Origin of the sequence: Curtobacterium sp. MMLR14_006 (assembly GCF_001864985.1) — a bacterium.
Classification (GTDB): Bacteria; Actinomycetota; Actinomycetes; order Actinomycetales; family Microbacteriaceae; genus Curtobacterium.
The window spans coordinates 479521-493797 of the sequence record NZ_MJGU01000023.1 but is presented as its reverse complement, the minus strand read 5'-3'; the positions used below and the strand labels follow the sequence as shown (position 1 = coordinate 493797).

Sequence of the window (14277 nt, the reverse complement as noted above, 5' to 3'; positions counted from 1 at the left end):
ACCAAAGTCACCNNCGGGGTGACTTTGGTTGTGCGCCGTGCTCCGCCGACCGGCGTCATCGGAGTCTGTGGAACGTCCGAGTCGTCGTCGGCAGGCCTGCGGCGAGCAGGACTCCGCGCAATGCCTCGGCGTCGTTCGCCTCGTCCCAGCCGGACCGGCCGACGGAACGGACGTCAGGGTGCCGACGAAGTCGGTCCTCGCGACGCTTCTCCGCGACGACGACGTCGGCCGAGGACGTTCCCGCCGGGCGGAGGGCCGGGTCGGTGTACTTGCTCCGACCGTCGAACTCGAGGACCACACCGTGCTCGGGGAACCAGAAGTCGACCCGACCGATGAACCCCGCCGCGTCGCGGAACTCCTGCTGCAGGACCGGCCGAGGGGCGCCGACCTCGTCGAGCGCGACCCTCGCCACCGATTCGCCCGGCGATCCGCTGGCTGCGTCCGCGAGCTCGATCGCCACCTGGGCCCGATGCTTGCCGTGGACGGCCTCGCGGCTCGCCAACTCGAGCCGGAAGGCCCGCGGGGTGACGCCGCACCGCAGCGCCACGTCGAGGGCGGGCACCGAGATGCGGAGCTCGTAGGAGATCGCCACGTCGACGACGGTGGTGAGCAGATCGGTGAGGGCCCGCCCGTTCGCGACCATCACCTGGGTGCGCAGCGTCCTGCCCCTGCCCGGACGCTTGCGGACGTGCGTGAGCGCCTGCGAGGTCGTGCGTCGCGGGTCGATGACCTCGACGACGTCCGGGAACTCACCGCGCCACGGTAACCCGTGCAGCGCCGCGGCCGAGGCGTGCGACACCACGAGCCGCCCGTCCAAGCGGTCATGGACGGCTTGATGCGAGCGATGTGTCGCTCGCCGGGAGTCGCGCGACGCCAGTCGGCGGCGTCGACGAAGCGCCCGGGCGTGAGCCGGACCAGTCGTCCCGCGTCGACCCCACGACGGTGGTCACGACCGGTTCTGCCGGTCGGGTCCGCGGAACCGCCACGGATGATCATGAGTCGTGTCATGCCGGTACGGTGCCCGGCCCACCGACGATGTCCTCGGCTCGACCACTCACCTGTGGACACAGTGCATTGGATGCCCACTTGTGGACGGCTACCGGCCGTGCGGCCGCGCACAACCAAAGTGACCGCAAACCGCGTGTTCGTGCGGTTCGAGGTCACTTTGGTTGTGTGAAGCGCAACGGCACCGCCCGGCGCCGCCGCCGCCCCTACGACACGAGCGGGCGCACCGCCTCGGCGAGGGCGTCGACGAGGCGCGCGGCCTCGGCGGGGGTGTCGGCCACGGTGTCGATGTAGACCTTGACCTTCGGCTCGGTGCCGCTCGGGCGGACGATGACCCGCGCGTCACCGGTCAGGTCGTAGCGCAGGATGTCCGACGGCGGGAAGCCGTCGGCGCCGTCGACGTAGTCCGTGACGCCGAGCACGTCGAGGCCGCCGAGCGTCGTCGGCGGGGTGGCCCGCAGCGACGCCATGACCTCGCCGATGCGCGACAGGTCGTCCACGCGGGTCGCGACCTGCCCGGAGGCGAAGGCCCCGAACTCGGCGGCGAACGCGTCGAGCTGGCCGGCGATCGTCGAACCGGCCGCCGCGAGCTCCGACGCCAGCGACAGCAGCGCGAGCGCCGCCGAGATGCCGTCCTTGTCGCGGACGACCTCCGGGTCGACCAGGTAGCCGAGGGCTTCCTCGTACCCGAACAGCAGCTCCGGCACCCGCGAGACCCACTTGAAGCCGGTCAGGGTGTCGCGGTACTCCAGGCCGTGGCGCGCGGCGACGCGAGCGAGGGCGGGCGAGGAGACGATCGAGGCCGCGAGCGTGCCACGGACCCCGGCGTCGGACGCGCGGGCGGCGGTACGCCAGCCGAGCAGCCAGCCGACCTCGTTGCCGGAGAGCCGACGGAACGTCGGAGCGCCGGAGTCGGCGACGGCGGGGACCGCCAGCGCCAGCCGGTCGGCGTCGGGGTCGTTCGCGATCACGAGGTCGGCGCCGACCGCGAGACCGCGGGCGATCGCCAGGTCCATCGCGCCGGGCTCCTCGGGGTTCGGGAACGAGACCGTGGGGAACGCGCCGTCCGGCTCGATCTGCTCCGGCACGACCGCCGGCTCGGCGAACCCGGCCGCGGTGAACACCGCGCGGGCGGTCTGCCACCCGACGCCGTGCATCGCCGTGTAGACGACCGTGGGCTGGTCCTGCGGGTCGAGCGCCGGGGTCGGCACCGTGGCGGCCGTCGCGGCGACGTAGGCGTCCACCAGGGCGGCGTCGGCGACCGTGTAGTCCGTCGCCCGCGGCAGGTCCGTGATCGACCCGGCCGCGACGGCGTCGATGGCCGCCGCGATCTCGCCGTCGACGGGCGGCACGATCTGGGAGCCCTCGTCGTCCTGTCCGAGGTACACCTTGTAGCCGTTGTCCCGCGGCGGGTTGTGGCTCGCGGTGACCATCACGCCGGCGCCGACGTCGAGGTGCCGCACGGCGAACGCGACCACCGGGGTGGGCAGGGCCGAGGGCAGCAGCATGACCTCGAGCCCGAGGCCGCGCATCACCGCGGCGGAGTCGCGCGCGAACACGTCCGAGTTGACCCGGCCGTCGTAGCCGATCACGACGCTGCGCGAGCGTCCGCTGTCGATGAGGAACCGCGCCAGCCCGGCCGCCGCCTGGGTCACGACGACCCGGTTCATCCGCAGCGGCCCGTACCCGAGCTCGGCCCGGAGCCCGGCCGTGCCGAACGCCAGGCGCCCGGCGAAACGGGCCTCGAGCTCGTCGGTGTCGCCGGCGTCGACGACCCGCTGCAGCTCGTCGCGGGTCTCGTCGTCGGGGTCCTGCTGCAGCCAGGCGCGAGCGGCGTCGAGGACGCTCACAGGGCGGCCACCACGCGGGCGAGGAGGTCCGCGATCACCGGCTCGGCCTGCTTGCCGGCCTCGAGCACCTCGGTGTGGGACAGCGGCGTCGTCTGGATGCCGGCGGCGAGGTTCGTGATGAGCGAGAACCCGAGGACCTCCATGCCGGCCTGCCGCGCGGCGATGGCCTCGAGCGCCGTCGACATGCCGACGATGTGCCCGCCGATGGTCTTCGCCATCTGCACCTCGGCCGGGGTCTCGTAGTGCGGGCCGCGGAACTGCGTGTAGACGCCCTCGTCCAGCGAGGGGTCCACGCCGCGGGCGATCGCGCGCAGCCGCGACGAGTACAGGTCGGTGAGGTCGATGAAGGTCGCCCCCTCGAGCGGGCTGTCCGCGGTGAGGTTGATGTGGTCGCTGATGAGCACGGGCGTGCCGGGCGTCCAGTGCTCCTTGATGCCGCCGGCACCGTTCGTCAGCACCATGACCGAGGCCCCGGTCGCCGCAGCGGTGCGGACGCTGTGCACGACCCGGCGGACCCCGTGGCCCTCGTAGTAGTGCGTGCGGGCACCGATGACGAGCGCGTGCCGGCCGTCCGCGAGGCGGATCGACCGGATGGTGCCGGAGTGCCCGGGCACCGCCGAGGCGCTGAACCCGGGGACCTGGTCCGCCGGGATCTCGGAGACGGTCTCGCCGATGATGTCGGCGGCCTTGCCCCAGCCCGACCCGAGGGTCAGGGCGATGTCGTGCCGCTCGATGCCGGACTGTTCGGCGATGACGGCGGCGGCGGCCCGCGCGACCTCGAACGGGTCGGCAGCGGGGTCGTTCAGCGGGTTCTCGGTGCTCATGCCCCCAACTCTAGAGGCGGACGACCGCTCCGGAGGCGGCCGCCGCACACGCCGCCGCACATGCCTCAGTGCTCGCCGAGCGCCCGGTCCACCGCCGCGGTGATCTCGCCCTGGTCGAAGTGGTTCCGGATCACGATCACCTCGGCGTAGGTGTCCCCGATCGCCTCGACGAACTCCTGGCTCGTCAGGATCACGTTGGCGTCCGCCGAGGCGTCGCGCACCGAGGCGACGTCGGCAGCGACGACCTCGGCCTGCAGGCCGAGCGCGGTGAGGGCCTTCTCGGCGTTCACCTTGAGGATGCCGCTCGAGCCGATGCCCGCGCCGCAGATGGTCACGATCTTCACGCGGACACCCCCATGATCGCGCGGACCTCGTCCGCCGTGGTCGCCGCCGCGATCCGCCCGGTGACGGTCGCGTCGTTGAACAGGTTGGCGATCTCGCCGATGGACTCGAGGTGGGTGCCGACCTCGGCGACGGCCAGGCCGAGCACGACGCGCACGGGGTCGTTGTGCGGGTGGCCGAAGGCCACCGGCGTCGCGAGCGTCACGACCGCGAGTCCGTCCCGCACCACGGCGCCACCCGGCCGGGCGTGGGCGAACGCGAGCCCCGGCGAGATCACGATGTACGGACCGTGCTCCTCGACCATGCCGATCATGGCGTCGGTGTAGTCGTCGGTCGTCGTCCCCGTCGCGACGAGCGCCCCACCGGCGAGACGGAGAGCGTCCCGCCAGGTGGGCGCGGTCGCACCGAGCACGACGGCGGCGTCCGGCAGCGGTGGCAGTCCCATCCGGCTACGCCTCCGAGTACCCGGCCGTGATGGTGGCGATGATGTCCTCGCGGTCCTCGAGGGGCAGGAACGAGCCCAGCGCGGCGTTGATCTGGAACGCAGCCAGGTCGTCGAGGTCGTAGCCGAACGTGCCGGCGAGCAGCGCGAGTTCCTTCGACAGCGACGTCCCGCTCATCAGGCGGTTGTCGGTGTTCACCGTGACCCGGAAGCCGAGCTGGTACAGCACGTCGAAGGGGTGGTCGGCGAGGTCGTCGCCCCACGCGGCGATCGCCCCGGTCTGCAGGTTGGAGGACGGCGAGACCTCGAGCGGGATCTCGCGGTCGCGGACCCACGAGGCGACCTCGCCCAGCGAGGCCAGCGTCGAGCCGTCGCCCGCGTCGGACAGGGTGACGTCCTCGAAGATGCGGACGCCGTGCCCGAGGCGGAGCGCGCGACCGTCGACGAGCGCGGAGCGGATCGACGCGAGCCCGTCGGCCTCGCCCGCGTGCACGGTGACGGGGAAGAGCTCGGAGGCCAGGTGGTCGAAGGCCGCTCGGTGGTTCGAGGCGGGGAACCCGGCCTCGGCGCCGGCGATGTCGAAGCCGACGACCCCGTGGTCGCGGTGGCGGAGGGCGAGCTCGGCGATCTCGAGCGCCCGGTCGGCGTGGCGCATCGCGGTGACGAGCTGGCCGACGCGGATGCGCCCACCGGCGGCGTCGACCGCTTCCTCGATGCCGGCCTGGACCGCCTCGACCGTCTCGTCGAGGGTCAGACCGCCCTGCAGGTGCTGCTCGGGCGCCCACCGGACCTCGCCGTAGACGACGCCGTCGGCGACGAGGTCCTCGACGAACTCCTTCGCGACGCGGTGCAGCTGCGGCGCCGTCTGCATGACCGAGGTGGTGACGTCGAAGGTCTTCAGGTACTCGACGAGCGAGCCGGAGTTGGACTGGTCGGCGAACCACTGCCCGAGCTCGGCCGGGTCGGTGGTCGGCAGCGTCACGCCCGCGGCACCGGCCAGCTCGACGATGGTCGCCGGTCGCAGGCCACCGTCGAGGTGGTCGTGCAGCGAGACCTTCGGCAGGTCGTTGATGACCGCCCCGGCGTCGGGCAGGCGGTAGGTCGTGGCGTCGGCGCTCATGCGCCCAGGCTACCGGTGGTCACCGACCCCGCGCAGGCACCTGTGCACGAGGGACGGTCAGCCCGCGATCCGCTCCCGCACGATCGGCCCGCGCTCCGGCGCGGCGGCACCGATCGACCACGCGCCCTCGAGCGACTCGAGCGCTCGGTCGAACCGGGCGGGCTCGTCGGTGTGCAGCGTCCAGAGCGGCTGCCCCTCGGTCACGGTGTCACCCGGCTTGACGTGCAGCTCGATGCCGGCGCCGGCCTGGACCGGGTCCTGCGCGCGGGCGCGGCCGGCACCGAGGCGCCAGGCTGCGATCCCGAACGGCAGGGCCTGCTGCGACGCGAGCACCCCGGACGACGGCGCGGTGACGACGTGCTGCTCCCGTGCGACCGGCAGCGTGGCCGACGCGTCGCCGCCCTGCGCCTCGATCATGCGACGCCAGGTGTCCATCGCGCGACCGTCGGCCAGTGCGGCCGCCGGGTCGGCGTCCGGCAGTCCGGCCAGCGTGAGCATCTCGGTCGCGAGCGCCACGGTGAGCTCGACGACGTCGGCCGGGCCGCCGCCTGCCAGTACCTCCACCGACTCCCGCACCTCGAGCGCGTTGCCGATCGTCAGCCCGAGCGGGACCTCCATGTCGGTCAGCAGCGCCGAGGTCGCGACCCCGGCGTCGTTGCCGAGGTCGACCATGGTCTGCGCGAGCTCCCGTGACGCCTCGTAGGTCGGCATGAACGCCCCGGACCCGAACTTGACGTCGAGCACGAGCGCACCGGTGCCCTCGGCGATCTTCTTCGACATGATGCTCGACGCGATGAGCGGGATGCACTCGACCGTGCCGGTGGTGTCGCGGAGTGCGTAGAGCTTCTTGTCGGCGGGTGCCAGGCCGGTACCGGCGGCGCAGATGACCGCGCCGACGTCCTGCAGCACCTGCAGCATGCGGTCGTTCGAGATCGACGCCTGCCACCCCGGGATCGACTCGAGCTTGTCGAGCGTCCCGCCGGTGTGCCCGAGCCCACGGCCGGACAGCTGCGGCACCGCGACCCCGAACGACGCCACGAGGGGCGCGAGCGGCAGGGTGATCTTGTCGCCGACGCCGCCGGTGGAGTGCTTGTCGACCGTCGTCTTGCCGAGCGAGCCGAACGACATCCGCTCCCCCGACGCGATCATCGCGAGCGTGAGGTCCTTGATCTCCCGACGCTCCATCCCGTTCAGGAAGATCGCCATCGCCATCGCGGCCATCTGCGGGTCCTCGACGTAGCCGCGGGTGTACGCGTCGACGAGCCAGTCCACCTCGGCGGTGCCCAGGGCGCCGCCGGAGCGCTTCGTGCGGATGAGGTCGACGGTGTCGAACGGCTCGACGGCCATGTCAGTGCTCCTGCTGGTAGGTGGCGAGGGTGCGCGGCCCGAACGCGTCGGGCAGGACCTCGTCGATGGTGCGGATGCCGGAGACCGTCTCGAGGAGCATCCCCTCGGTCGAGTGCTCGAACAGCAGCTGCCGGCAGCGGCCGCACGGCATCAGGGTCGCCCCGTCGCCGTCGACGCACGTGAAGGCGACGAGCTTGCCGCCGCCGGTCATGTGCAGCTGCGACACGAGCGAGCACTCCGCGCAGAGCGTCACCCCGTAGCTCGCGTTCTCGATGTTGCACCCGGAGACGATCCGGCCGTCGTCGGTGAGCGCCGCGGCACCCACCGGGAACGACGAGTACGGCGCGTAGGCGCGCCGCATCGCGGTCGTGGCGGCGTCCCGCAGGGCGCCCCAGTCCACGTCGTCGGTCGGGAGGCCCGGGGTTGCGTCCGCCCCGTCGGCGGCGGCCCGGCCGCCGGTCGCGCCCAGGGCCGTGGCCGGGTCCGTCCAGGCGGTCGCGTCGGTGGACGCGACCGTGTCGTCGTCCGCAGCGTGCGTGTCGGTCATGTGCCGTGCCTCCTGGCCGTCAGCTCTTGATGTAGGGCTTGCCGGACGCCGCCGGACCACGGGACTGACCGACCAGGCCGGCCACCGCGAAGATCGTGACGACGTAGGGCAGCATGAGCAGGAACTCGCTCGGGACGGGCGAGTCGATGGCGCCGAGGGTGTTCTGCAGGTTCGACGCGAAGCCGAACAGCAGCGCCGCGAGCGTCGCCTTGATCGGGTCCCACCGGCCGAAGATCACGGCCGCCAGGGCGATGTACCCGGCGCCGGCCGTCATGTCCTTCGTGAACGGTCCGACCGCGTCGAGGGTGAAGTAGGCACCACCGAGGCCCGCGATCGCACCGGCGAGCGAGACGTTCCAGAAGCGGGTGCTCGTCACGTTGATGCCCACCGTGTCGGCGGCCTGCGGGTGCTCGCCCACCGCGCGGAGGCGCAGGCCCCAGCGCGTCTTGAACAGTGCGAAGGTGACCGCTGCGACGGCGACGTAGGCCAGGTAGACGACCACGGTCTGCTCGAAGAGCACCGGTCCGATGACCGGGATCTGGTGCAGGACCGGGATCTCGAACCGCGGGAACCGGACGCCGACGTTGAGGGTCTCCTCGTTCGGCGAGAGCACCTGCGAGTACAGGAAGCCGGTCAGGCCGGAGATGAACGCGTTGATGACGACACCGACGATGACCTGGTCGACGAGGTACTTGATGCTGAACGCGGCGAGGATGAACGACACCAGGACGCCGGCGACGAGCGCGCCGACGAGGCCGACCCACGCGGAACCGGTCAGCGAGGCGATGAGCGCCGACGTGAACGCACCGGCGAGGAACTGGCCCTCGATCGCGATGTTCACGACGCCGACGCGCTCGGAGATGACACCGCCGAGGGCACCGAAGACGAGCGGGACGCTCAGGCCGAGCGCACCGACGAGCAGACCGGGCAGCGGGATCGTGGCACCGGCCGCCGCCCACGTCAGGAACCCGACGACGAAGACGATCGCGAAGACCGACGTGACCCAGAGCGGGACGTGCCGGTACGCGCGGACCTCGACGACGGCGTAGACGGTGGCGATCGCCAGCAGGACGATGACGACGATCCCGGTGGCGACCGCGGGCAGCGGGACGTTCGGCAGGGCGAAGAAGTCGCCGGCGTTCGCGAGCCGGAAGGTCGTCGTGCCGGGACGGTGCAGCAGCCCGAAGAACACGACGGCGAGCAGCGTGAACACGCCGTACCCGATCGGGGTCTTCCAGCTGCGGGTGGTCTCGACCGGACGGTCGGACAGCGGCGACGCGGGGGTCGCGGTGGGGCTGAGGGTGCTCACGCGGCGACCGCCTTCTTGCTGTTCTTGCTGGTCCTCGTGCGCTTGCGGGCACCCGGCTGCGGGATCCGGAAGATCGCGCGGACGAGCGGCGGCGCCGCGATGAACAGGACGATGAGGGCCTGGATGACGCCCACGATGTCGATCGGGATGCCGTTGGCGGCCTGCATGGCGTAGCCGCCGTTCTTCAGGATGCCGAACAGGATCGCGGCCCAGAACACGCCCCACGGCTTCGAGCGGCCGAGCAGCGCGACCGTGATCGCGTCGAAGCCGATACCGGCGTCGATGCCCGACGTGAAGCCCGTGGTGACGGCGCCCTGCACCTGGTACGCCCCGGCGATGCCGACGAGGGCACCGGAGATGACGAGGACCCAGATGGTCAGGCTCGGCACGCTCATGCCGGCGACGCGCGCGGCACGGGGGTTCTCGCCGATGGTGCGGAACCGGAAGCCGAGCGACGACTTGTTGACGAGCCACCAGACGACGACGACCGCCAGGATCGCCACCACGAAGCCGAGGTCGACGCCGTAGCGCGGTCCGAACAGGGCGGGCAGCAGGGCGCTGTCCTTCGTGGTGGGCGAGATCGGGTTGGCGCTCCCCGGGGCCTGCAGCAGACCGGGCGTGCGCAGCAGGTAGCTCACCAGGTAGAGCGCGACGTAGTTGAGCATGATCGTGACGACCACCTCGTTCGCGCCGGTGCGTGCCTTGAGCACGCCGACGATGCCACCCCAGACCGCGCCGCCGACGATGCCGGCGAGGATGGTGAGCGGGATGTGGACCGCGGCGGGCAGGTCGAACGAGAACCCGACCCAGCCGGCGGCCGCGGCACCCATCAGGATCTGACCCTGGCCGCCGATGTTGAACAGGCCGGCGCGGAACGACAGCGCGATCCCGAGCCCGGCGGCGACGAGCGGCACCGCGTAGTCGACCGACCGCGTGAGCGGGGCGATCGCCTGCTGGAACGACGTCGCGCCGAAGTTGACGACGGAACCCTGGAACAGCGACGCGTACGCGCCGCCGACCGCGGTGCCGACCGCCTGGAGCATGTCCGTCGGACGGGCGAAGAAGTAGCCGGCCGTGGCGCGGACGTTCTCGTCGGTGAGCGCGATGAGGATGCCGCACGCGACGAGCGCGAGCACCACGGCGAGCAGCGTCACCAGGACGGAGCCGTTGAGGATGCTCTGCAGGGCGGCGTGCCACCGGTCGGTGCCGGGGGCGCCGTTGCGGCGCTCGGTGTCCTCGGCCGAGTCCGTCATCAGGTGCGGGGTGGACTCGACCTCCTGCAGGCGGTCGTCGGTGGGCGGCTGCTGCGTGCCGTCGGGCGTGGGGGTGGTCACGCTGCCAGCTCCGTTCCTTCTGGGAGTTCGCCGGCCATCATGAGGCCGAGGACGTCTCGGGGGGTGTCCGCCGGCACGATGCCGACGATGCCGCCGCGGTACATGACCGCGATGCGGTCGGCGAGTGCGACGACCTCGTCGAGCTCGGTCGAGACGACGATGACGGGGACGCCGGTGTCGCGGGTGGCGACGATGCGCTTGTGCACGAACTCGATCGACCCGACGTCGATCCCGCGGGTGGGCTGCGCGGCGACGAACAGCCGGAGCTCGCGGCTCAGCTCGCGGGCGAGGACGATCTTCTGCTGGTTGCCGCCGGACAGCCGACCGGCCGCGGTGGTGCGGCCCGGCGTGCGGATGTCGAACTCGGCGATCTTCTCGTCGGCGAACGCGTCGCGCTCGGCCGCCCGGATGGTGCCGGCGCGGACGAACTCGGCGTGGTCCGCCCGGTCGAGCATGAGGTTCTCCGCGATGGTGAACTCGCCGACGAGCCCGTCCTCCTTGCGGTCCTCCGGCACGAAGCCGACGCCCGCGTCGAGCACCTGCTTGACGGTGCGGCCGGTGAGCTCCTTGCCGTCGAGCGTGACGCGTCCGGCGTGCACCGGCTGGAGGCCGATGATCGCCTCGGTGAGCTCGGTCTGCCCGTTGCCCTGCACGCCGGCGATGGCCAGGACCTCGCCGCGGCGCACGGTGAACGACACGTCGTCGACGAGCACGATCCCGGACGGGTCGGTGACGGTGAGGTCCTGCACCACCAGGGCGTCCTCGCCACCGGTGGCGGGTTCCTTGTCGACGACGAGCGAGACCGCACGGCCCACCATGAGCGCCGCGAGCTCGTTGTTCGTCGCGGTCGGCGAGGCCTCGCCGACCACCTTGCCGAGCCGGATGACGGTGATGCGGTCGGCGACCTCGCGCACCTCGCGCAGCTTGTGCGTGATGAAGACGATCGCGGTGCCGGCCTCGCGCAGCTGCCGCATGATGCCCATCAGCTCGTCGGTCTCCTGCGGCGTGAGGACGGCCGTCGGCTCGTCAAACACCAGCACGGAGGCGTCGCGGGACAGCGCCTTGATGATCTCGACGCGCTGCTGCACGCCGACCGGCAGGTCCTCGACCTTCGCGTCGGGGTCGACGTCGAACCCGAAGCGGTCGGAGATCTCCTGCACGCGCCGGCGGGCGCCGGCCAGGTCGAGCCGACCGCCGAAGGTGGTCTGCTCCTGCCCGAGCATGACGTTCTCGGCGACCGTGAACACGGGCACGAGCATGAAGTGCTGGTGCACCATGCCGATGCCGGCGCGCATGGCGTCGCCGGGACCGTCGAAGTCCTGCGCGACGTCGTCGAGCAGGATCTCGCCCTCGTCGGCCTCGTACAGGCCGTACAGGACGTTCATCAGGGTGGACTTGCCGGCGCCGTTCTCACCCAGCAGGCAGTGGACCTCACCCGGCTCGACGGTGAGCGAGATGTGGTCGTTGGCGACCAGGGCGCCGAACCGCTTGGTGATGCCGCGGAGTTCGAGCTTCATGTCGGGAGTCTATTTCTGTCTCGGTGCGCCACGCGGGCGCACGATCCGGGTGCACGGTCCTGCGTGCGCCGAGCGGGCGCACGACAACGCGGGCGAGGGAGGATCCCCCCGCCCGCGTCCACTGGGTCAGGACTGGGTCTTGACCGTGATCGAGCCGTCGATGATGCCGGCCTTGATCTTGTCGAGCTCGCCCTGCAGGCTGCTGTCGACCTTCGACTCGTAGTCGTGGAACGGCGCGATGCCGACGCCCTCGTTCTTCAGCGTGCCGACGTACGGCTCGTTCGAGAACTTGCCGTCCGCCGCCTGCTCGACGACGTCCTTCGTCGCGGGGCGCATGCCCTTCTCGATCGAGGTGAAGGCGATGTCCTTGTAGCGGGGGTCGGCCTCGTAGAGGTCGCTGTCCGCACCGATGAGGACGGAGCCGTTGTCGGCGTCCTTGATGGCCTCGGCGGCCGACTGGTAGATCGGACCGCCGACCGGCAGGATCACGTCGGCGTCCTGGTCGAGGAGCGTCTGCGCGACCGACTTGGCCTGCGTGCCGGCCTCGAAGCCGCCGGTGAAGGAGCCCTTGCCGGTGTCGACGTTCCAGCCGACGACCTTGACGTCCTTGTCCTTCTGCTCGTTGTAGTACTCCACACCGTCCGCGAAGCCGTCCATGAAGATGGTGACGGTCGGGATCTGCATGCCGCCGAAGGTGCCGACGACGCCGGTCTTCGAGTAGGACGCCGCCGCGTAGCCGGCGAGGAACGCCGCCTGCGACGTGTCGAACGTGATCGGCTTGACGTTGTCCGCGTCGATCGAGTTGTCGTCGATGATCGCGAAGTCGGTGTCGGGGTTCGCAGCGGCCTGCTTCTTCGTGGCGTCGGCGAGGTTGAAGCCGACCGTCACGATGAGGTTGCAGTTCTGGCTGACGAGCTGCTCGATGTTCGAGTCGTAGACGGTGGCGTCCTTCGACTCGGCCTTCTTGTACGTGGCGCCGAGGTCGTCCGCGGCGTCGACCATGCCCTCGAAGCCGAGCTGGTTGAAGGACTTGTCGTCGAAGCCGCCGGCGTCGGAGACCATGCAGGGACGGAAGTCGGTCTTCTTCGCCGACGCGTTGTCGGACGGGGCCGCTGCACAGCCGGTGAGGACGGCGACGGTGCCCGCGAGCGCGAGGGAGCTCAGCAGGACCTGACGGGTACGAGATGTCACGGGTGGGTTCCTCCGGGGGGCGTGCCCGGACCACGTGCGTTCCGGGCGATCGTGGCGACAGTACACGACCGACCGGGCGGTACAGGACGCCCGGAGAGGCCCCGGTGGATCGGTTACGGGATCGCGACCGCCCGGAAACGCGGCCGTAACGTGGCGTCACGCCCGGACCCCCACTTCGGGGGCGGTTCCCCGATCCGGACCGGACGTTGTCGGTGGAGCGCTACAGCACGTCGCCGCGGCCGCTGATCTTCAGTGCGTCCACCACACCCTTGACCCGCTGCGCGTTCGCGCTCGTCGTGACGAGGAGCGCGTCCGGGGTGTCGACGACGACGATGTCCTCGACGCCGATGAGCGAGATGAGCCGCTGGCTGTGGGCCACCACGATGCCGCTCGACGAGTCGGCGAGGATGCGGGCGCCGTCGCCGAGCACGGCGAGGTTGTTCGCCCGGCCGCCAGACTGCAGCTTCGCGAGCGAGGCGAAGTCGCCGACGTCGTCCCAGTCGAAGTCGCCGGGGATGACGGCCATCCGCCCGGCCGCGGCGGCGGGCTCGGCGACCGTGTAGTCGATCGCGATCTTCTCGAGCGCGGGCCAGACGGCGTCGACGACGGCTCCGCGGGCCGAGGTGTCCCACGCGGCGGCGAGCTCCTCGATGCCGGCGAGCAGCTTCGGCTTCGTCCGACCGATCTCGGCGAGCAGGACGTCGGCGCGGGCGATGAACATGCCCGCGTTCCAGAGGTACGTGCCCTGCTCGACGTACGAGCGCGCGGTGTCCAGGTCGGGCTTCTCGACGAACGACCGCACGGCGTGCGCGGTGGGGGCGCCCTCGATGCCGAGGGTGTCGCCGTGCGCGTGGATGTACCCAAAGCCGATCGCGGGCTCGGTCGGCGTGATGCCGATGGTCGTGACGTAGCCGGCGCGGGCGGCCGCGACGGCCTCGCGGACGGACCGGCGGAAGCCGCGGGCGTCGCCGATGACGTGGTCGGCGGCGAAGGAGCCGATGACGACGTCCGGCTCGCGGCGGACGAGGATCGCGGCGGCGAGGCCGATGGCCGCCGTGGAGTCCTTCGGCTCGCTCTCGAGCACGACGTTGTGGTCCTCGACGCCGGGGAGCTGCGACTCGACGGCGACACGGTGGGCACGGCCGGTGACGACCATGATCCGCTGGTCGCCGGCGAGCGGCGCGAGTCGGTCCCAGGTCTGCCGGAGCAGCGAGGTGCCGGACCCGGTCAGGTCGTGCAGGAACTTGGGTGCGTCGGCCCGGGACAGCGGCCACAGGCGCGACCCGATGCCCCCTGCGGGGATGATCGCGTAGAAGTCGTCGAGAGCGTCAGGCACGTGCTCACCGTACCGCTCGGACGACGGCGATGCTGGGAGCGGTCCGGACGTCGGCCGAGTGCCGCCCGGGGCACGTCGTGTTCACCCGGCGCGCGGCCCGCGTTCACGTGCCC

13 protein-coding genes are annotated in these 14277 nt (G+C 71.6%); all 13 read right to left on the bottom strand.

Translation table 11 applies throughout. The features are described from left to right. Positions 1-55: 55 nt before the first annotated feature. Entirely contained in the window at positions 56-817 is a 762-nt protein-coding gene (locus BIU94_RS14170; protein WP_071261488.1) for a hypothetical protein, read from the bottom strand. A 394-nt stretch (positions 818-1211) separates the two neighbouring features. Further along, positions 1212-2855: a phospho-sugar mutase gene (locus tag BIU94_RS14165; RefSeq protein ID WP_071261485.1), complete on the bottom strand. Its 1644-nt coding sequence runs from the start codon at positions 2853-2855 to the stop codon at positions 1212-1214. Next, positions 2852-3679, bottom strand: coding sequence for a purine-nucleoside phosphorylase (locus BIU94_RS14160; protein WP_071261483.1), 828 nt, complete (start codon positions 3677-3679; stop codon positions 2852-2854). The genes BIU94_RS14165 and BIU94_RS14160 overlap by 4 nt, the downstream gene beginning before the upstream one ends. A 65-nt stretch (positions 3680-3744) precedes the next feature. After that, the gene (locus tag BIU94_RS14155) at positions 3745-4023 is read right to left on the bottom strand and encodes a PTS sugar transporter subunit IIB (protein WP_071261480.1); all 279 of its coding nucleotides are present in this window, start codon (positions 4021-4023) and stop codon (positions 3745-3747) included. Then, positions 4020-4466 (bottom strand): PTS sugar transporter subunit IIA, encoded by a 447-nt coding sequence (locus BIU94_RS14150; RefSeq protein ID WP_071261476.1) that lies wholly within the window; start codon positions 4464-4466, stop codon positions 4020-4022. The genes BIU94_RS14155 and BIU94_RS14150 overlap by 4 nt, the downstream gene beginning before the upstream one ends. Positions 4467-4470: 4 nt before the next feature. Beyond that, positions 4471-5583, bottom strand: a complete 1113-nt coding sequence (locus BIU94_RS14145) for an adenosine deaminase (protein WP_071261473.1) — start codon at positions 5581-5583, stop codon at positions 4471-4473. 57 nt (positions 5584-5640) lie between these two features. Next, positions 5641-6930 (bottom strand): thymidine phosphorylase, encoded by a 1290-nt coding sequence (locus BIU94_RS14140; protein ID WP_071261471.1) that lies wholly within the window; start codon positions 6928-6930, stop codon positions 5641-5643. 1 nt (position 6931) lies between these two features. Further along, a complete protein-coding gene (locus tag BIU94_RS14135) occupies positions 6932-7330 on the bottom strand; it encodes a cytidine deaminase (protein WP_083404877.1) in 399 nt (132 codons plus the stop codon). A 166-nt stretch (positions 7331-7496) separates the two neighbouring features. Then, positions 7497-8786, bottom strand: coding sequence for an ABC transporter permease (locus tag BIU94_RS14130; protein WP_175472229.1), 1290 nt, complete (start codon positions 8784-8786; stop codon positions 7497-7499). Continuing rightward, positions 8783-10039 (bottom strand): ABC transporter permease, encoded by a 1257-nt coding sequence (locus tag BIU94_RS14125; RefSeq protein WP_217639515.1) that lies wholly within the window; start codon positions 10037-10039, stop codon positions 8783-8785. Before BIU94_RS14125 ends, BIU94_RS14130 begins: the two co-directional genes overlap by 4 nt. A gap of 77 nt (positions 10040-10116) precedes the next feature. Beyond that, on the bottom strand, positions 10117-11637 hold the full coding sequence (locus BIU94_RS14120) for an ABC transporter ATP-binding protein (protein ID WP_071261468.1): 1521 nt from the start codon (positions 11635-11637) through the stop codon (positions 10117-10119). Positions 11638-11763: 126 nt separating this feature from the next. Further along, a complete protein-coding gene (locus tag BIU94_RS14115; protein WP_071261465.1) occupies positions 11764-12828 on the bottom strand; it encodes a BMP family protein in 1065 nt (354 codons plus the stop codon). A gap of 220 nt (positions 12829-13048) precedes the next feature. Further along, a complete protein-coding gene (locus BIU94_RS14110; RefSeq protein WP_071261452.1) occupies positions 13049-14164 on the bottom strand; it encodes a mannose-1-phosphate guanylyltransferase in 1116 nt (371 codons plus the stop codon). Positions 14165-14277: the final 113 nt, after the last annotated feature.

Coding starts and splice junctions, on each gene's coding strand:
- BIU94_RS14160 (WP_071261483.1), bottom strand. CDS start 3,679: ATGAGCACCGAGAACCCGCTGAACGACCCCGCTGCCGACCCGTTCGAG.
- BIU94_RS14150 (WP_071261476.1), bottom strand. CDS start 4,466: ATGGGACTGCCACCGCTGCCGGACGCCGCCGTCGTGCTCGGTGCGACC.
- BIU94_RS14145 (WP_071261473.1), bottom strand. CDS start 5,583: ATGAGCGCCGACGCCACGACCTACCGCCTGCCCGACGCCGGGGCGGTC.
- BIU94_RS14140 (WP_071261471.1), bottom strand. CDS start 6,930: ATGGCCGTCGAGCCGTTCGACACCGTCGACCTCATCCGCACGAAGCGC.
- BIU94_RS14125 (WP_217639515.1), bottom strand. CDS start 10,039: ATGACGGACTCGGCCGAGGACACCGAGCGCCGCAACGGCGCCCCCGGC.
- BIU94_RS14120 (WP_071261468.1), bottom strand. CDS start 11,637: ATGAAGCTCGAACTCCGCGGCATCACCAAGCGGTTCGGCGCCCTGGTC.